An 18512-nucleotide genomic window follows, 5' to 3' on the forward strand; every position below is an offset into this window, starting at 1 on the left:
CACGGGCGGCCTAGCGTGCCGTGATGAGGCCCATGGCCTCGGCGCGGGTCGCGGGATCGCGCAGCTGGCCGCGGACCGCGCTCGTGACGGTCTTGGCCCCGCCCTTGCGCACGCCGCGCATCGCCATGCACAGGTGCTCGGCCTCGAGGACGACGATGACGCCCTTGGGCTTCAGGATGTCGACCAGCGACTCGGCGATCTGCGTCGTGAGCCGCTCCTGCACCTGCGGACGCCGTGCGTAGACGTCGACCAGGCGGGCGAGCTTCGACAGGCCCGTGACCCGGCCGCCCTCCGCCGGGATGTAGCCGATGTGGGCGACGCCGAAGAACGGCACCAGGTGGTGCTCGCACATCGACCACAGCTCGATGTCCTTGACCAGCACGAGCTCCTCGTGGCCGACCTCGAACTCGATGTTGAGCACGTCGGCGGCGGTCTGGTCGAGGCCCGCGAGCAGCTCGTCGTACGACTTCGCGACGCGCTGGGGGGTGTCCTTCAGTCCGTCGCGGTCGGGGTCCTCGCCGATCGCGAGGAGCAGCTCGCGGATCGCCGCCTCGGCGCGGGGACGGTCGACCGTCACGTCGGCTCACCCGTGCCGTGGACGTCGGGGCCGGCCGGCGGGGGCGCATCGACGCCCGCGTCGGGGCCGATGACGATCGGCGTGCCCCGGTCGGCGTTGTCGCGGTACGACTGGCCCATGATCGTGTCGACGGGCGGACGCGTGTCGGGCACGCGCGACTCCGACCCGGTCCAGGCCGGACGCACCTCGCGGCGACGCAGCGGCTGGAAGATCGCGGCGACCTGCGCCTTGTCGAGCGTCTCCTTCTCGAGCAGCTCGGTGACGAGGGCGTCGAGCACGTCGCGGTTCTCGTGGAGGATGTCGAAGGCCTCCTGGTGCGCGAACGTGATGAGCTTGTTGATCTCGTCGTCGACGATCGCGGCGACGTTCTCGGAGTAGTTGCGCGCGTGGCCGATGTCGCGGCCGAGGAACGGCTGGCCCTCGTTCTCGCCCAGGCGCACCGCGCCGAGGCGCTCGCTCATGCCGTACTGCGTGACCATCGCACGGGCCACGTTGGTCGCCTTCTCGATGTCGTTGCCGGCACCCGTCGTGGGGTCGTGGAACACGAGCTCCTCGGCGGCGCGCCCGCCCAGCATGTAGGCGAGCTTGTCGAGCAGCTCGGCGCGCGTCTGCGAGTACTTGTCCTCGTCGGGCAGCACCATGGTGTAGCCCAGCGCCCGTCCGCGCGGCAGGATCGTGATCTTGTGCACGGGATCGCTCTGCGGCAGCGCCGCGGCGACCAGGGCGTGCCCGCCCTCGTGGTAGGCCGTGATGCGCCGCTCGTTCTCGTTCATCAGGCGGGTGCGCTTCTGCGGGCCCGAGATGACGCGGTCGATGGCCTCGTCGAGCGAGGCGCTGTCGATCGTCTTGGCACCGTTGCGGGCCGTCAGCAGGGCCGCCTCGTTGAGGACGTTGGCCAGGTCGGCGCCGGAGAAGCCGGGGGTGCGGCGCCCGATCGCCTCGAGGTCGACGCCGGGCGCGATGGGCTTGCCCCGCGAGTGCACCTTCAGGATCTGGGTGCGACCGGCCAGGTCGGGGGCCTCGACGCCGATCTGGCGGTCGAAGCGGCCCGGGCGCAGCAGGGCCGGGTCGAGCACGTCGGGGCGGTTGGTGGCCGCGATCAGGATGACACCGCCGCGGACGTCGAAGCCGTCCATCTCGACGAGCAGCTGGTTGAGCGTCTGCTCGCGCTCGTCGTGGCCGCCGCCCATGCCGGTGCCGCGGTGGCGACCCACGGCGTCGATCTCGTCGATGAAGACGATGGCGGGAGCGTTCTCCTTCGCCTGCTCGAACAGGTCGCGGACGCGGCTCGCGCCGACGCCGACGAACATCTCGACGAAGTCGGAGCCCGAGATCGAGTAGAACGGGACGCCGGCCTCGCCGGCGACGGCGCGGGCCAGCAGCGTCTTGCCGGTGCCGGGCGGGCCGTACAGCAGGACGCCCTTGGGGATCTTGGCCCCGACGGCCTGGAACTTGGCGGGCTCCTGCAGGAACTCCTTGATCTCGCCGAGCTCCTCGATCGCCTCGTCGCAGCCCGCGACGTCGGCGAACGTCGTCTTCGGGGTGTCCTTGCTCATGAGCTTGGCCTTGGACTTGGCGAACTTCATGACACCGGCGCCGCCGCCCTGGCTGCGGCTGAGGAAGTAGATCAGCAGGCCGAAGATCAGCAGGATCGGCAGGAACGAGATGAGGAAGGAGCCGATGAACGACTGCTGGGGGACGTCGACGTCGAAGGTCTTGAGCTTCTTGTCGGCGACGGCGGTCTCGGCCTGCTGCACGAGGCGCGCACCCTGGTCTCCGAGGTACTCGGCCTTGACCTTGGTGCCGTCGTCGAGGGTCGCCTGAATCTGCTGGTCGCCGTCGATGAACTTGACGTCGCGGACCTTGCCGGTGTCGAGGTAGGTCACCATCGTGGCGGTCTTGATCTGCTTGAACCCGTCGGCCGACGACGAGACCGAGATGACCGTTATCACGACGATCGTGATCAGCGCGATCCAGACCCAAGGGCCCTTGAAGAGGCGTTTGAAGTTCATGTAGCGGCGTGGATCGGGTCCACTCCTCCTCGGGTGCTGGTCGGTAGTCGAACGGTACACGGGGCGCCGCTCATCAGTTGAACGCGCTCAACCGCCGTCATCGTTCCCGAGCGGAGTTCGCCGACAGCGAACTGGGCCCTATGAATACACGTGGGGCGAGAGGGTGCCGATGCAGCGCAGGTTGCGGTAGCGCTCGTCGAAGTCGAGGCCGTAGCCGACGACGAAGGCGTTGGGGATGTCGAAGCCGACGTACTTGACCTCGACCTCCATCTGCTGCGCGTCGGGCTTGCGCAGCAGCGTCGCGATCTCGACCGACGCGGGCCCGCGCGAGCGGAGGTTCGTGATGAGCCACGACAGGGTCAGGCCCGTGTCGATGATGTCCTCGACGATCAGGACGTGCCGGCCGTTGAGGTCGGTGTCGAGGTCCTTGAGGATGCGCACGACGCCGGACGACTTGGTGCCCGAGCCGTACGACGACACCGCCATCCAGTCCATCTCGACGTGGCGGTGCAGGCTGCGGGCCAGATCGGCCATCACCATCACGGCGCCCTTCAGCACGCCCACGAGCAGGAGGTCCTTGCCCTCGTAGTCGGCTTCGATCTGACGCGCCATCTCGGAGAGGCGGGTCGTGATCTGCTCCTCCGTGAAGAGGGTCTGGTCGAGCTCGAGGTCACCTTCGACATGCGTCTGGTCCACGGGATCAGCCTCCCACAGGGGTGGCTGCGAACGTCAGGGAAGTCCCCCCTGACGTCCTGGCACGGGTCACGCTCACCCGTCCGGGCAGCTCGATGCGCCGCTGCCCGTGCCAGTCGGTGACGAGTCGGTCGAGCTCGAACAGGTGGGTCGACGACAGCTCGTCGGCCGAGGCGCCGGCCTCGAGGGCGATGCGCCGCAGCACCCGCGACCGCAGGGCCCCGGGCAGCGCGGCGAGCACCGCGACGTCGTGGGGCTCGGCGACGTCGGCGGCGAGCGCGTCGAGCAGCGCGCCGTCGGCCCGCACCTGGTCGGCGGTGCGGGCCAGCGCCTCGGCGACGCCTCCGCCGAGGACGTCCTCGAGCACCGGCACGACCTCGGCCCGCACGCGGGAGCGGCGGAACGCGGGGTCGACGTTGTGGGGGTCGCTCCACCACTCGAGGCCGGACGCACGGCAGATGCGCTCGGTGTCGGACCGCCGCAGCGTCAGCAGGGGCCGGCGCCACAGGCCGTCGCGGGGCGCCATGCCGGCGATCGAGCGCGGCCCGGAGCCGCGGCCGAGACCCAGCAGGACCGTCTCGGCCTGGTCGTCGAGGGTGTGGGCGAGCAGGACGGCCGCGGCCCCCGCCTCGTCGGCGGCGACGGTGAGCGCCGCGCGTCGCGCGCTGCGGGCGGCGGCCTCGGGGCCGCCCGTGCGCCCGACGTCGACGCGCCGCACGGTCGCCGGCACCCCGACCGACGTCAGGCGTCGCACCGCGGTGGCCGCGACCTCGTCGGACCCCGGTTGCAGCCCGTGGTCGACGACGACGGCGGTCAGCGCGAACGACTCCTGGCCCGCGACGAACGCCGCGACGGCCGCGAGGGCCAGCGAGTCGGCGCCCCCGGAGACGCCGACGACGACGGGCGAGCCGGACGGGAGGTCGGCGAGCGAACGCCGCACCAGGTTGCGTCCCGTCGCGACCGCGGGATCGAGCGCACCGCCCACGTCGGGCCTAGCCGTGCACGCGCGTGATCCACGCGGCGGGATCGAGGATCTCGGCCTTGCCGGGGAGCTGGTCGGGGCCGGCCCACACCTGGTTGAAGCCGTCGAGGCCGACGGTGTCGATGACGTGCCGCACGAACGTCGCCCCGTCGCGGTACTGGCGCATCTTGGCGTCGACGCCGAGCAGTCGTCGCAGCATGCGGTCGAGCGGGCTCGCGCCGGCCCGCCGCTCGGTGAACTTGCGCCGGATCTCGGCGACGCTGGGGATGACCTCGGGGCCGACGCCGTCCATCACGACGTCGGCGTGGCCCTCGAGCAGCGACATGATGCCCGTCAGCCGGTCGACGATCTCGCGCTGCCGGTCGTTCTGGAACACCTCGCTGAGCGATGCGTCGGAGTCGCCCTTGACGATGCGGACGACCTCGCCGAGACCGTCCGACATCATCGACGCCACGGCGGACGAGTCGAGGTCGGTCGCCTCGATGAACTCGTCGATCAGCGACGTCATGTGGCCGCGCATCCAGTCGACCGCGGTGAACTGCACGCGGTGCGTCTCCTCGTGCAGGCACACCCACAGGCGGAAGTCGTGGGGGTCGACGCCGAGCTTGCGCTCGACCTCGACGACGTTGGGGGCGACGAGCAGCAGTCGTCCGCCCTCGCCGTCGGGCCCGGTCCAGAACGGGTCGAACTGGCCCAGCACCTTCGACGACATGAACGACATCAGTGCGCCGACCTCGGCGCCGCTGACCTTGCGGCTGATCGAGCCCCCGAGGCGCGACGACCCCTTGCCGGCGGCCGCGAGCCGGGCCTCGACGGGATTCATCAGCAGCTCGAACGTGTTCAGGTTGGCCTCGACCCAGCGCGGCCGGTCGATCACGAGCACGGGGGCCGTGGCGGAGCGGGCGTGCAGGTCGCTGAACTCGCGGACCGGCCCCTCGGAGCGGGCCGCGCCCTCGCGCAGCTCGGCGACCGCCTCGGCTGCCTCCGCGGCCGACAGGTCGGGGCCGGGACGCGACAGCTTCGTGGCCGTCGTGAGCGCGAGGTTCCAGTCGATCATGCGCCAACCGTACGCCCGGCCCGGTCGCCGGGGAGGCCGCCCGAACCACCCGGTCGCCAGGGAGGCCGCTTGCGGCCGACCGTGAGCGAAGCGAGGCGACATACGCAAGCCCTGACGCCGTGGTTCGCCTCGGGCTCCGCCCTCACGGGCCCCCACTCGCTGCGCTCGCGGGAGGTACCCCCAGCTCCGCTCCCTGGCGAACGAAGGCATGCGGTCGCCAGGGAGGCCGCCTGCGGCCGACCGTGAGCGAAGCGAGGCGACATACGCAAGCCCTGACGCTGTGGTTCGCCTCGGGCTCCGCCCTCACGGTCGCTCCGCTCCCTGGCGAACGAAAGCGTGCACTCGCCAGGGAGGCCCCTTGCGTCAGCCCTTCACCTCACCAGGCTTCGCAGGGCAGGCGGCTTCGCCGCGTCACGCTCCGACGCTCGCTCGGTCTACGCGCAGGAGCAGGTGGCGATCGCGGCGGTGACCTCGTCGAGGGCCGCCTGGGCCTGCAGGGGCTGGTCGCGGTCGGAGTCGTCGCTCATGACGGCGAACAGCACGGGTCGCCCGTCGGCGTCGATCGCGTAGCCGGCGAGGGAGTGGATGCCGGTCAGCGTGCCGGTCTTGGCCCGCACCGAGCCCCGCGCGGTCGCGAGCCCGGCGAACCGGTCGACGAGCGTGCCGGTGAACCCGCTGACCGGCAGGTCGGCCAGCAGCTCGGACGTGCGCGACGACCCCGTCGCCCTCTGCAGCGTCTGGACGAGCGTCGTGGGGCTGATGCGGTTGTCGCGCGACAGCCCGCTGCCGTCGCCGAGCTTCAGCCCGTCGGTCGTGATGCCCGCCGACGTCAGCGCCGCGGCGACCGCCTCGGTGCCGCCGTCGAACGATGCGGCCCGCCCCGAGGCGAGGGCGAGCTGGCGCAGCACGACCTCGGCCGCCTCGTTGTCGCTGACGCGCACGAGAGTCTCGACGATCTGCTCGATCGTCGCGCTGCGCACCTGCCCGACGGGCTGCGCGTCCGCCGCGGCGACGGTGCGGGACGGCTCGCCCGTGACCGTGATGCCCCGGTCGGCCAGCAGCCCGGCGAACGTGCGGGCCGCGTCGGCCGACGGGTCGGCGGCCCGCACGCCGTTCGTGACGGCCTGGTCGACCCACAGCGCGCTGACCCGCGTGACGATGTTCGCCGTCACGTAGTCGGGCTCCCACGCGGGGCTCGCATCGGGGCCGGTGAAGAGGGAGTCGTCGTAGCCGAGCGTCACGGACGTCGTGCCGGACGCCGTGAGGGCCGCGGCCGTCCGCCGCGCCAACGTCGTCAGGTCGGCCTGGAACACCCGGTCGTCGACGCGGCGGGCGGGCTTGGTCGACAGGTAGGGGTCTCCCCCGCCGACCAGCACGATCGCGTCGCCCGAGCGGACGACGGTCGTGGTGAACCGGGTGCCCGGGTCGATCGTCGAGAGCGCCGCGAACGCCGTCAGCACCTTGGTCGTCGACGCCGGGGCGTACGCGCGGTCGGCTCCGGCCGCGTAGATCGGCGTGCCGTCGGTCGAGACCGCCGCGAACCCGACGCGGGAGCCCAGCACGGGTTCGCCGAGCGCCGGGTCGACGGCGGCCGCCAGCCGGGCCGGATCGATCGCGCCGGTCGCGTCGGTCGTGGCGTCGGGCACCGCCGAGGCGGGCTCGTCGCGCAGGGTCAGCCCCTCGGGCGGGACGACGTTGGACGGCCCGCAGTCGCCGCCGCAGATGAAGCGGTTGAGGTCGCCGCGCCCCCACAGGGTCGTGCCGAGGGCCACCACGAGGACGACGACCAGCACCGGCAGGGCCAGCACCGTGACGCCGGCCACGACCCTGCGTCCTCGCTGACCCGTCACATGCGCCAGACTATAGAGACCCCCGTCGCGCCATCACCCGGTGCGACGCACCCCATCATCAACCGCCGGAGGCACCCGTGATTTTCGACGTCACCGTGGAGATCCCCAAGGGCAGCCGCAACAAGTACGAGGTCGACCACGCGTCGCACCGCATCCGTCTTGATCGCACGCTGTTCACCGCAACCCAGTATCCCGCGGACTACGGTTTCATCGACGACACCCTGGGCCTGGACGAGGATCCCCTCGACGCCCTCGTGCTCCTGTCGGAGCCGACGTTCCCGGGCTGCGTCATCTCGTGCCGCACGATCGGCATGTTCCGCATGACCGACGAGGCCGGCGGCGACGACAAGGTCCTGTGCGTCCCGGCCAAGGACCCGCGCCAGGAGCACCTGCGCGACATCCACCACGTGCCGGAGTTCGACCGCCTCGAGATCGAGCACTTCTTCACGGTCTACAAGGACCTCGAGCCCGGCAAGTCCGTCGAGGGCTCGACCTGGACCGGACGCGTCGAGGCCGAGGCCGAGATCCAGGCCAGCTACGCCCGCTTCAAGGACAACGGCGGCTACTGAGGATCGAGGGAGGACACGCGGCGCTCAACACCGGTTGAGCGCCCGCGTCCGACCTAGCATTTCCCGGTGCCCGCTCGCCTGCTGTCCCCCGTGCCGATGAGGCTCCTCGTCGCGACCCTCGGGGCGCTGCTGCTGACCGTCGGCCTGGTGTCGCCGGCCCAGGCGCGTCCCGCGAAGGTGCCGGTGCCGTACGTCACCGCGGCGTCGCCGCACACCCTGACCGTCACGTGGCCCGCGGTCGACGGTGCCCGTCGCTACACCGTCCACGTCGCGTCGAGCCCGTCGAAGGCGGCCCGCTCGACGTTCCGCACCCACTGGTCGCACGGGCGTCGCACGTCGCTGAAGGTCAAGAACCTGCGCGCCGACCGCCGCTACTGCTTCACGGTGCAGGCCGCGGGCCGGGGCGGCGGCGGTCCGCGGTCGGCCGCGGCGTGCAGCTACACGCTGCGCCGACCCGTCCGCCTCGACAGCGCCAAGGTCTCGGTCGCGACGTTCAACGTCTGCGCGTGGGCGCCCAACTGCAAGAAGTGGACCAAGCGGCGCGAGAACGCGATCGTCCAGCGGATCGTCGACGCGGACGCCGACGTCGTCGGCCTGCAGGAGGTCACGTCGAAGGCCGACCGGCTCACCCAGCGTCTCGAGAAGCACGGCTACCTGCGCTACGCCGCCCCGCAGCGCAAGGTCGACGAGGCGATCTTCTACCGTGCGTCGGCCGCCGACCTGGCGGTCGCGACCCGGACGGCCCGGCAGTGCGAGGTCGAGCCGTACCGAGGCCCCGACAGCACGGTGGGGTGGCGGTTCCCGCGGCACCTCGACGAGGCATCGCAGCAGTGGTACGTCTACCGGGGCAGCGGCTGGCTGACCGAGGAGCCGGTGTGCCGCGACCGCCTGCTGCCGGTCGAGCAGGAGGGGCGGATCAGCTCGCCGTCCGGTGCGACGGGCGTGTGGGCCGCGCTGCGGCTCAAGCGCAACGGCCAGACGTACGCGTTCGTGTCGGCCCACCTCTCCCACGGACCCACGACGGCGGCCGCCCGCCTGCGCGGCCGCGAGACCAAGCACCTGATCCGCTCGACCCGCGAGGCCGTCGGCGGCCTGCCGGTCATCTACATGGGCGACTTCAACTCCTACCGCGGCGGCCCGGGCGGCGACCCGCCCCGTCGCGTCATGTCGAACCGCGGCATGACCGACACCTACGACGCGTCCGCGACCTACACGCGTCCGTACGTCAGCAGCTTCAACGGCTGGGACCGCAAGGTCGAGACCCTCGACTACTGGGGTGGCCACATCGACCGCATCTTCATCCCGAAGCGCATGAGCTCGACGTCGTGGCGGGTCGAGGCGCGGACGAAGAAGCGTCGCTACGTCGGCACCCAGGCGTCCGACCACAACCTCGTGCGCACCACGATCCTGCTGCCCTGAGGGACGATCAGGCGCACACTGGTGCCATGAAGCGCTCGTCCCTGGCCGCGTCGACGATCGTCGCCGCCACCGTCGCCCTCGTCCTGCCGCTGCTCGCCGCGGCGCCCGCCACCGCCGCGGCGCGGCCCGAGCTGCGCGTCACGGTCGTGCAGTCGGGCCTGCAGCACCCGTGGGACCTCGCGTTCCTGCCGGACGGCTCGATGCTCGTGACCGAGCGCGACCGCAAGCGCCTGACGCTGCGCACCCCGTCGGGACGCACGCGGACGATCTTCACCGCGCCGCGCAGCATGTGGTCGGGCGGCGAGACCGGGCTCATGGCCGTCGAGCCGGCCCGGGACTTCGCGTCGACGCGCGAGTTCATGACGTGCCACGGCTACCGCACGGGCGGGGTGCAGGACGTCCGCGTGGTGCGGTGGCGCCTCAACCGGGCCGCGACGTCGGCGACGTACGTGCGCACGCTCGTCTCGGGGCTGCCGTCGACGAGCGGGCGGCACGGTGGGTGCGCCCTCGTGACGGGGTCGGGTCAGCAGCTCTACATCGGCACCGGCGACGCCGCGGTGGGTCGCAACCCGCAGCGGCTGACGTCCGGCGGCGGCAAGGTGCTGCGCGTCGACGCCCGGACGGGCCGGGCCGTGCGCTCCAATCCGTTCATCCGCAGCTCGAGCCGCATGAAGCAGCGCGTCTTCACGTACGGGCACCGCAACGTGCAGGGTCTCGCACGGCGCGGCGACGGGACGATCTGGTCGGTCGAGCAGGGCAGCTACCGCGACGACGAGGTCAACCGGTTGTCGAAGAAGGGCGACTACGGCTGGAACCCGGTCCCCCGGGCCGCGGGTGACGCCGCCTACAACGAGGGCGTCGACTCCCCCATGACCGACCACCGGCTGCGGGGCGGGCAGAGGTCGGCGAGGTGGCGCTCGGGCGCGACGACGATCGCGACGAGCGGCGGGACGTTCGTGACCGCCTCGGGCTGGCGGGGCTGGAAGGGCGCCCTGGCGGTCGCGACGCTGAAGGACGAGTCGCTGCGCCTGCTGCGGTTCAGCCGGTCCGGCTCGCTGCGGGAGACCTGGACGCCCGCCGCGCTCGACGGGACGTACGGGCGTCTGCGCGCCGCCGTGCAGGGGCCCGACGGGGCGCTCTACCTGACGACGTCGAACGGCTCGGACGACAAGGTGCTGCGGGTCACCGCCCGCTGACGGCCGCGGTCAGGGCCGGGAGCCGCGCAGCAGGGCGCGCATCGTGTCGGCGAAGACGCTGACGTCGATCGAGTGGTCGAGCGAGCGCAGCGTGCCCAGCCCGATGCCGAGGCTCAGCAGCGTCGTGGCGGCCTGGTCGGCGTCGACGACGTCGTCGAGCCCGGCCTCGGTCGTCACCTGTCGCACGAGCTGCGCGATCGCCGACCGGATGGCCCGGTGGCGCTTGACGAGCTCGGTCGCGACGTACGGGCTCTGGCGGGCGATCGCCCCGAACTCGACCTCGAGCGCGGTCCAGCGGGGCTGGCCGAGCCCCTCGCGGGCCCACGCCGCGAAGGCCTCGATGCGTCCGTCGAGATCGGTGTCGCGCGTGAACGCCGCGACGACGCCGGCGATCTGCTCCTCGTGGATGCTGTCGAGCACCGCCATGCACAGCTCCTCCTTGCCGGAGAAGTTCGAGTACACCGCGCCCTTCGAGAAGCCGGCGCGCACCGCGACCTTGTCGAGCGACGTCGCGGCGTAGCCGTCGGCGAGGAACATGTCGCGCGCCACCTCGATGAGGCTCTCGCGGGTCTGCGCCTGGCGCTCCGCCCGGGTCGTGCGGGCTCCGTCGACCGTCACAGCTGCTCCTTCTCGATCGGACCGGGGTGGTCCGGAACACTCTTGCAGACCAATCAGATACCGATAGTATCTGAACGGTGATCACCAAGGACATCGTCATCATCGGCACAGGGTTCTCCGGCATGGGCATGGCCATGAAGCTGCGCGCGGCCGGACGCGACGACTTCGTCGTGCTCGAGAAGGCCGACGACGTCGGCGGCACGTGGCGCGACAACACGTACCCCGGCTGCGAGTGCGACATCCCCAGCCACATGTACTCGTTCTCGTACGAGCTCAACGCCGACTGGAGCAAGAGCTTCTCGGGTCAGCGCGAGATCCACGAGTACATGCGCGGCGTCGCCGACGAGCAGGGAATCCGCCCCTACATCGACTTCGGCGTCGAGGTCACCGGCGCGTCGTGGGACGAGAGCCGCCAGCGGTGGACGGTCCGCACGGCGTCGGGCGACGACTACGAGGCGCGCTTCGTCGTCGCGGGCGTCGGTGGGCTGCACATCCCGAACGTCCCCGAGATCACCGGCGCCGAGACGTTCGCGGGCCCGCGCTTCCACTCCGCGCAGTGGGACCACTCGGTCGACCTGAAGGGCAAGAAGGTCGTCGTGATCGGCACGGGGGCCAGCGCGATCCAGTTCATCCCGATCATCGCGCAGGACGTCGCCTCGCTGACGGTCTTCCAGCGCACTCCCCCGTGGGTGCTGCCCAAGAAGGACAAGCCGACCCCCGAGTGGCGCAAGAAGGTGTTCGCGACCGTCCCGGGCGCCCAGCGCGCCTACCGCGACCTGCTCTACTGGGGCCTCGAGGCGCGCGCGATCGCGTTCAACGGGCACCTCAACGTCCTGCCGTTCGCCGAGAAGATCGTCAAGCGGCACCTCGAGAAGTCGGTGCCCGACCCCGAGCTGCGCGCCCGGCTCACCCCCGACTACCGGCTCGGGTGCAAGCGCGTGCTGCAGTCGAACACGTACTACCCGACGTTCACGCGCGACAACGTCGAGCTCAGCACCGACGGCGTCCGCGAGATCGTCCCCGAGGGCGTCGTCGACGCGCACGGCGTCCTGCACGAGGCCGACGTCGTCATCTACGGCACGGGCTTCCACGTCATCGACGCCTTCGACTACCTCGACATCAAGGGACGGGGCGGCGTCGACCTGGCGTCGCAGTTCCGCGAGGGCGGCGTCGAGACGTACATGGGCATGATGGTCAACGGCTTCCCGAACCTCGCGTTCATGCTGGGCCCCAACACGGCGCTCGGCCACAACTCGGTCGTGTTCATGATCGAGCAGCAGACCAAGTTCGTGATCCGGCTCCTCGACGAGATGGACGGCCTGGGTGCCGCCGCGGCCGAGCCGACCAAGCAGGCGCAGACGGCGTTCAACGAGGAGATCCAGCGCCTCGTCGAGAAGGGCATCTGGACGCAGGGCGGCTGCACGAGCTGGTACCTCGACAGCCATGGCAAGAACCGCACGATCTGGCCCAAGTTCACGTTCCAGTACTGGTGGGAGACCCGCAAGGTCAACCACCCCGACTTCACCTGGGAGCAGGCTGCCTAGACCGAGCGAGCAGCCCCACCCGCCGCAGTTTCCCAGGTTCACCTCGGAAACTGCGGCGGGTTCGTCGAGGATCTTCGGGGTTCGCCTGGGAACCCCACACTCCACCCCGGTCGCTACCGGGGTGAGGCGCCAGTTTTCGGCGTGACTCCGAAAACTTTCCGGGGTGAACCTGGGAAACCGCGGGTCAGGCGGGGCCGACGGCGGTGACGGTCACGGCGGCCTCGCCGATCTCGTCGCTCTCGGCGAGGTCGACGGTCGCCGAGATGCCCCAGTCGCGGTCGCCCTCGGGGTCGTCGAACGTCTGGCGGACGGTCCACGTGTCGGGCCCCTCGGTCACCATGAACAGCTCGGGGCCCCGCGAGCCCGGTCCGGTGCCGATGTTGGTCTGGAATCCCGACTCAGCCGGGTACTCCTCGCGGTAGTCGGCCATCGCGTCCATCCACGCCTGCTCGTCCCAGTCGGAGTCGGGCTCGAGCGCCGCGAGCTCGGCCCAGCGTCCGAAGGCCGCGAGCTCGACGCGGCGGAACATCGCGTTGCGCACCAGCACGCGGAACGCGCGGGGGTTGCCGGTGACGGGCCGCGGCTTCTCGCTGGCCATCGCCTGCGGGCGCACGTCGAGCGGGTCGGTGCCGGGGTTGATGAGGTCCTCCCACTCGTCGAGCAGCGACGAGTCGGTCTGCCGGACGAGCTCGCCGAGCCACTCCGTGAGGTCCTCGAGCTCCTCGTTGCGCGCCCTCTCCGGCACGGTGCGGCCGAGCGTCTTGTAGACGTCCGACAGGTAGCGCAGCACGAGCCCCTCCGAGCGGGCGAGCTGGTAGTCGCCGATCAGCTCGGAGAACGTCATGGCCCGCTCCCACATCTCGCGGACGACCGACTTGGGCCGCAGCTCGTGGTCGGCGACCCACGGGTGACCGCCGCGGTACGTCTCGTACGCCGCGGTGAGCAGCTCCTCGAGCGGCTTGGGGTGCGTGATCTCCTCGAGCAGCTCCATCCGCTCGTCGTACTCGATGCCGTCCATCTTCATCTCGTTGATCGCCTCGCCGCGGGCGCGGTGCCGCTGCGCGTTGATGATCGGGCGCGGGTCGTCGAGGGTCGCCTCGACGACCGAGACGACGTCGAGGGCGTACGTCGGCGACTCGCGGTCGAGCAGCTCGAGCGAGGCGACCGCGAACGGCGACAGCGGCTGGTTGAGCGCGAAGTTGGCCTGCAGGTCGACGGTCAGGCGCAGCGTGCGTCCCTCGTCGTCGGGCGGGTCGATCCGCTCGACGACCTCGCCGGCCAGCAGGGCGTCGATGATCTCGTCGACCTGCGCGAGCATCCGGTCCTGCGAGTCCTCCGACTCGCCGCTCTCGCGCAGCAGGCGCTCGAGGGACGCGCGGGCGTCGCCGGGTCGCGAGACGACGTCGAGCACCATCGCGTGGCTGACCTTCATGCGCGACACGAGCGGCTCGGGGGTGCCGGTCGACAGCTTCTCGAACGTCCCCTGCCCCCACGACACGAAGCCCTCCTGCGGCTTCTTGCGCTGGATGCGCTTGAGCTTCTTGGGGTCGTCGCCGGCCTTGCGGACGAGCCGGGCGTTCTCGATCTCGTGCTCGGGCGCCTCGACGACGACGTGCCCGATCGTGTCGTAGCCGGCGCGTCCCGCGCGGCCGGCGATCTGCTGGAACTCGCGGACCTGCAGCTGCCGCTGGCGGACGCCGTCGTACTTCGACAGCCCGCTGAACAGGACGGTGCGGATCGGGACGTTGATGCCGACGCCGAGCGTGTCGGTGCCGCACACGACCTTGAGCAGGCCCTGCTGCGTCAGGGTCTCGACCAGACGGCGGTAGCGGGGCAGCATGCCGGCGTGGTGCACGCCGACGCCCATGCGGATCAGCCGCGACAGGGTCTTGCCGAACGCCGACGAGAACCGGAAGTCGCCGAGCGCGTCGGCGATCGTGTCGCGCTCCTCGCGGGTGGCGACCTTGATGCTGGTCAGCGCCTGCGCCCGCTCGAGCGCCGAGACCTGGGTGAAGTGCACGACGTAGACCGGCGTCTGCCCGGTCTCGATGAGCTGCTCGAGCGTCTCCTGCACGGGTGTCGACACGTACTCGCTGACCAGCGGGACGGGCCTCTCGGTGGACGTGACGACCGCGGTGTCACGGCCGGTGCGCCGCGAGAGGTCGCCCTCGAGCCGCGTCGTGTCGCCCAGCGTCGCCGACATCAGCAGGAACTGGGCGTGCGGCAGCTCGATCAGCGGCACCTGCCACGCCCAGCCGCGGTCGGGGTCGGCGTAGAAGTGGAACTCGTCCATCACGACCAGGCCGATGTCGGCGTCGGCGCCCTCGCGCAGCGCCATGTTCGCGAGGATCTCGGCGGTCGCCGCGATGATCGGCGCATCGGCGTTGACGGCCGCGTCGCCCGTGACCATGCCGACGTTCTCGGCCCCGAAGATCTCGCACAGGTCGAAGAACTTCTCGCTGACGAGGGCCTTGATCGGTGCGGTGTAGACGCTGCACTCGCCGCGGGCCAGCGCGGCGGCCATCGCGCCGGTCGCGACCAGGCTCTTGCCCGAGCCGGTCGGCGTCGCGAGGACGACGTTGGAGCCCGCGACGCACTCGAGGATCGCCTCGTCCTGGGCGGGGTACATCGTCAGCCCGCGGGACCCGACCCACTCGGTGATCGCGCCGTACACGGCGTCCTCGTCGTAGGCGGCCCCGGTCTTCGGCAGCAGGTCGATGAGGCGCATCGCACCATTGTCGCGCGTGCGGCGGTGCGTCAGGCCCCCGCCTGCACGCGCAGGCCCGCCAGCAGCATGTCGAGGCCCGACCGGAAGACGTCCGCGTCGTCGTGCCGCTCGAACTCGTCGGCGATCTGGTGCAGGAACGGGAACTCGTCGGCGTCGTAGGCGCGCCACCGGTCGGCGTACGCCGTCAGGAACTCGGCGGGCTCGAGACCGCTCTCGAAGAACTCCTTCGGCGGCGGCTGCGCCATGTCGACCGCGACGCCGACGACGTAGCTGACGATCGACGACACGGCGTGGAACCGCTGCTGCGGGCTGAGATCGAGGCGCATGACCTGCTGGCCCAGGCGCTCGAACAGGCGGATCGAGTTGGTCTGCACCCCGGTGTTGCGCATCAGGTGGTTGCCGAGCCACGGCCGGCGCACCATCTCGTCGAACATCGCGAGCGACACGGCGCGCAGGGTGCCGATCGGGTCGGAGCCGTCGACGAGATCGTCCGTGCCGGCCAGCACGCGCCCCATGACCTCGTCCGTCGCGCGGTCGAGCAGCTCGTCCTTGCTGGACACGTACCAGTAGATGCTGCCGACCCCTCCGCCGAGACGCGCCGCGAGCGCCCGGAACGTCAGGGCGCCCTCGCCGTCCTCGTCGAGCAGGGCGATTGTCGCCTCGAGGACGTTCTCGAGCGAGTGCGTCACGCGGGGGCGGCGACCGGTCGGCATGTCCCCATCCAATCACGCCGTTGCTCTTTCTCGAACAGTGTTCTATAGTTCGAACGTCGTTCGATAGTCGAACGTCGTTCGATACTCAGGAGGTGCCGCATGAGCGACACGATCTCGTCCGCCCCCGCGGCGTCCCACCGCTCGATCCGCTCCGCGGCGATCCCGCTGGCGGCCCTGTGCCTGGCCTTCTTCGTCGAGATGGTCGACAACACGCTGCTGACGATCGCGCTGCCCACGATCGCCCGCGACCTCGGCAGCGGGACGACGGCGCTGCAGTGGGTCACCGGCGCCTACTCGCTGACGTTCGGCGGGCTGCTGCTGACCGCAGGCGCCGCGGCCGACCGCCTCGGACGGCGACGCGTGCTGCTGACGGGCCTGACGGCGTTCGGGCTGATCAGCCTGTGCGCGATCGCGGTCTCGACGGCGGGAGAGCTCATCGCCCTGCGGGCCGTCCTCGGCCTGGCCGCGGCCATGATGGCGCCCGTCACGATGTCGCTGGTCTTCCGGCTCTTCGACGACGAGGCCCTGCGGATGCGGGCCATCACGATCGTCATGGTCGTCGGCATGTCGGGGTTCGTCCTCGGCCCCCTGCTCGGCGGCACGGCCCTGACCCACGTCGGGTGGGAGTGGCTGCTGGTCGTCAACGCGCCGATCGCACTGGTCGCGTGGATCGGCGTCCGGTTCGGCGTCCCGCAGGACCACCCGGACGACCTGACGCACGACGCGCTCGACCTGCCCGGCGCGCTGCTCAGCATCGCCGCGATCGGCCTGGCCTGCTACACCCTGACCAGCGGCGTCGAGAACGGCTGGCTGTCGGTCGTGACGATCGGCTCGGCCCTCGGTGCGGTCGCGGCGGCCGTGGCGTTCGTCCGGCACGAGCGGCGCACCGCCGCGCCGATGCTCGACCTGCGGCTGTTCTCGAGCGGCACCGTGCGCGGCGCGGCGATCGCCCAGATCGGGACGTCGATCGCGATGGCGGGGGTGCTGTTCGGCCTGATCCTGCACTTCCAGTACGCGTACGGCTGGAGCCCCGTCCGCGCGGGCCTGGCCAACCTCCCCCTGATCGTGACCATGATCGCCGCGACCCCCCTCTCCGAGTGGTTCGCGCGACGGTTCGGGCACCGCGTCGCGTGCCTGATCGGGGCGGGCCTGCTGTCCGGCGCCCTCGCCGGCATGGCGTGGGGCGTCGAGCACGGCTACCCCGCGATCGCCGTCGCGATGGTCGTCATGACGATCGGCCTGCGCACCGTCATGACGATCTGCGCCGTCGCGCTCGTCAGCGCGATGCCGGCCAACCGCACGTCCGTCGGGGCCGCCCTGAACGACACGGCCCAGGAGTTCGGCACGAGCGTCGGCACCGCGATCATCGGCACCCTCATCGCGGTGCTGGTGACGTCGCAGCTGCCCGCGGGCACGTGGAGCGGCGAGCTGGTCGCCTCGTTCTTCCACGGCGAGCGGATCGCCTACGCGGCCCTCGCGGTCGTCGTCGGGCTGGTCGCCACCGGCGGGGCCCTCACGCTGACGGACTCGCGGGCGACCGACGAAGTTCGCTAAGCAAGCGCTTAGGAGTGCGCTATCGTCGCACCATGAAGGCGATCCAGATCACATCCCTCGACGGCCCCGAAGCGATCGAGCTGCGCGACGTCCCCGATCCCGTGGCCGGCCCCGACCAGGTGCTGATCCGCGTCCACGCCGCGGGCGTGGCGTTCCCCGAGGTGCTGCAGTCGCGCGGGCTCTACCAGATGAAGCCCGACCTGCCCTTCACGCCGGGCGCCGAGATCGCCGGCGAGGTCGTCACGGCCCCCGAGGGCTCGGGCCTCGCGCCCGGTGACCGCGTCGCCGCCCTGTGCCTGCTGGGCGGATTCGCCGAGCTGGCCGTCGCCCCGGTCACCGAGACGTTCCCGCTGCCCGACGCCGTCTCGTACGAGCAGGGCGCGTCGATCATCTTCAACTACGGAACGGCGTACTTCGCCCTCGTCGAGCGCGGGAAGCTGCAGCCCGGCGAGTCGGTGCTGGTGCAGGGTGCCGCCGGTGGCATCGGCACCGCGGCGATCCAGGTCGCCAAGGCCTTCGGCGCGGGGCGCGTCGTCGCCGTCACGTCGACCGCAGAGAAGGGGGCCGTCGCGCTCGAGGCCGGCGCCGACGAGTTCGTCCTGGCCGACGGCTTCAAGGACTCCGTCGTCGCGGGCGGCAAGGTCGACGTCGTCGTCGACCCCGTCGGCGGTGACCGCTTCACCGACTCGCTGCGCAGCCTCAAGGACGACGGGCGGGTGCTCGTGATCGGCTTCACCGCGGGCGAGATCCCGACCGTCAAGGTCAACCGCCTGCTGCTCAACAACGTGTCGGTCGTCGGCGTCGGGTGGGGCGCGTACGTCCTGCAGCGTCCCGGCCACATCGCGACCGAGTGGGCCGCGATGGAGCCGCACCTGGCCAGCGGGGCCCTGGCCCCCGTCGTCGGGCCGACGTTCCCGCTCGCCGAGGCGTCCAAGGCGCTGCTGACGCTCGACGAGCGCCGCGCCACGGGCAAGGTGCTGCTGACCCCCTGAGTCCTGAC

At 71.4% G+C, this 18512-nt stretch carries 15 protein-coding genes; 6 read left to right on the forward strand and 9 right to left on the reverse strand.

Annotated elements, in window-relative coordinates; genetic code table 11:
• Window positions 1-10: 10 nt before the first annotated feature.
• The 6 genes from folE to dacB all read right to left on the reverse strand — a co-directional run bounded on the left by folE (window position 11) and on the right by dacB (window position 7171).
• Window positions 11-577: a GTP cyclohydrolase I FolE gene (gene folE, locus IFT73_RS11295; protein WP_192167685.1), complete on the reverse strand. Its 567-nt coding sequence runs from the start codon at window positions 575-577 to the stop codon at window positions 11-13.
• A complete protein-coding gene (ftsH, locus tag IFT73_RS11300; RefSeq protein WP_192167686.1) occupies window positions 574-2589 on the reverse strand; it encodes an ATP-dependent zinc metalloprotease FtsH in 2016 nt (671 codons plus the stop codon). Before ftsH ends, folE begins: the two co-directional genes overlap by 4 nt.
• A gap of 138 nt (window positions 2590-2727) precedes the next feature.
• Window positions 2728-3285, reverse strand: coding sequence for a hypoxanthine phosphoribosyltransferase (hpt, locus tag IFT73_RS11305; RefSeq protein ID WP_056605660.1), 558 nt, complete (start codon window positions 3283-3285; stop codon window positions 2728-2730).
• A 4-nt stretch (window positions 3286-3289) separates the two neighbouring features.
• Window positions 3290-4267, reverse strand: coding sequence for a tRNA lysidine(34) synthetase TilS (gene tilS, locus IFT73_RS11310; protein WP_192167687.1), 978 nt, complete (start codon window positions 4265-4267; stop codon window positions 3290-3292).
• Window positions 4268-4274: 7 nt separating this feature from the next.
• Window positions 4275-5321, reverse strand: a complete 1047-nt coding sequence (locus tag IFT73_RS11315) for a zinc-dependent metalloprotease (RefSeq protein ID WP_192167688.1) — start codon at window positions 5319-5321, stop codon at window positions 4275-4277.
• Window positions 5322-5755: 434 nt separating this feature from the next.
• Window positions 5756-7171, reverse strand: coding sequence for a D-alanyl-D-alanine carboxypeptidase/D-alanyl-D-alanine-endopeptidase (gene dacB / locus IFT73_RS11320; protein ID WP_192167689.1), 1416 nt, complete (start codon window positions 7169-7171; stop codon window positions 5756-5758).
• A 77-nt stretch (window positions 7172-7248) separates the two neighbouring features.
• Here dacB and IFT73_RS11325 point away from each other — a divergent pair, with 77 nt between their 5' ends.
• The 3 genes from IFT73_RS11325 to IFT73_RS11335 all read left to right on the forward strand — a co-directional run bounded on the left by IFT73_RS11325 (window position 7249) and on the right by IFT73_RS11335 (window position 10355).
• The gene (locus IFT73_RS11325) at window positions 7249-7740 is read left to right on the forward strand and encodes an inorganic diphosphatase (RefSeq protein ID WP_056605648.1); all 492 of its coding nucleotides are present in this window, start codon (window positions 7249-7251) and stop codon (window positions 7738-7740) included.
• Window positions 7741-7806: 66 nt separating this feature from the next.
• Window positions 7807-9159: an endonuclease/exonuclease/phosphatase family protein gene (locus IFT73_RS11330; protein ID WP_192167690.1), complete on the forward strand. Its 1353-nt coding sequence runs from the start codon at window positions 7807-7809 to the stop codon at window positions 9157-9159.
• A 26-nt stretch (window positions 9160-9185) separates the two neighbouring features.
• Window positions 9186-10355, forward strand: a complete 1170-nt coding sequence (locus IFT73_RS11335; protein ID WP_192167691.1) for a PQQ-dependent sugar dehydrogenase — start codon at window positions 9186-9188, stop codon at window positions 10353-10355.
• A gap of 9 nt (window positions 10356-10364) precedes the next feature.
• Here the strand turns inward: IFT73_RS11335 and IFT73_RS11340 are convergent, their stop codons facing one another.
• Entirely contained in the window at window positions 10365-10973 is a 609-nt protein-coding gene (locus IFT73_RS11340) for a TetR/AcrR family transcriptional regulator (RefSeq protein WP_371811249.1), read from the reverse strand.
• A 77-nt stretch (window positions 10974-11050) separates the two neighbouring features.
• On the opposite strand from IFT73_RS11340, the gene IFT73_RS11345 reads away from it, so the two are divergent.
• Window positions 11051-12517, forward strand: coding sequence for an NAD(P)-binding domain-containing protein (locus IFT73_RS11345; protein WP_192167692.1), 1467 nt, complete (start codon window positions 11051-11053; stop codon window positions 12515-12517).
• 184 nt (window positions 12518-12701) lie between these two features.
• Here the strand turns inward: IFT73_RS11345 and IFT73_RS11350 are convergent, their stop codons facing one another.
• Window positions 12702-15245, reverse strand: coding sequence for an RNA helicase (locus IFT73_RS11350; protein WP_192167693.1), 2544 nt, complete (start codon window positions 15243-15245; stop codon window positions 12702-12704).
• A gap of 29 nt (window positions 15246-15274) precedes the next feature.
• Window positions 15275-15958: a TetR/AcrR family transcriptional regulator gene (locus tag IFT73_RS11355; protein WP_192167694.1), complete on the reverse strand. Its 684-nt coding sequence runs from the start codon at window positions 15956-15958 to the stop codon at window positions 15275-15277.
• 99 nt (window positions 15959-16057) lie between these two features.
• Between IFT73_RS11355 and IFT73_RS11360 the strand changes: the two genes are divergently transcribed.
• Window positions 16058-17512, forward strand: a complete 1455-nt coding sequence (locus IFT73_RS11360) for an MFS transporter (protein WP_192167695.1) — start codon at window positions 16058-16060, stop codon at window positions 17510-17512.
• 32 nt (window positions 17513-17544) lie between these two features.
• Window positions 17545-18504, forward strand: a complete 960-nt coding sequence (locus tag IFT73_RS11365) for an NADPH:quinone oxidoreductase family protein (RefSeq protein ID WP_192167696.1) — start codon at window positions 17545-17547, stop codon at window positions 18502-18504.
• The last annotated feature ends 8 nt before the right edge of the window (window positions 18505-18512 follow it).

The sequence above is a fragment of the Aeromicrobium sp. CFBP 8757 genome, from assembly GCF_014841755.1.
Taxonomy (GTDB): domain Bacteria; phylum Actinomycetota; class Actinomycetes; order Propionibacteriales; family Nocardioidaceae; genus Aeromicrobium.

Coding starts and splice junctions, on each gene's coding strand:
- IFT73_RS11350 (WP_192167693.1), bottom strand. CDS start 15,245: ATGCGCCTCATCGACCTGCTGCCGAAGACCGGGGCCGCCTACGACGAG.
- IFT73_RS11355 (WP_192167694.1), bottom strand. CDS start 15,958: ATGCCGACCGGTCGCCGCCCCCGCGTGACGCACTCGCTCGAGAACGTC.
- IFT73_RS11335 (WP_192167691.1), top strand. CDS start 9,186: ATGAAGCGCTCGTCCCTGGCCGCGTCGACGATCGTCGCCGCCACCGTC.
- ftsH (WP_192167686.1), bottom strand. CDS start 2,589: ATGAACTTCAAACGCCTCTTCAAGGGCCCTTGGGTCTGGATCGCGCTG.
- IFT73_RS11360 (WP_192167695.1), top strand. CDS start 16,058: ATGAGCGACACGATCTCGTCCGCCCCCGCGGCGTCCCACCGCTCGATC.
- IFT73_RS11365 (WP_192167696.1), top strand. CDS start 17,545: ATGAAGGCGATCCAGATCACATCCCTCGACGGCCCCGAAGCGATCGAG.
- IFT73_RS11315 (WP_192167688.1), bottom strand. CDS start 5,321: ATGATCGACTGGAACCTCGCGCTCACGACGGCCACGAAGCTGTCGCGT.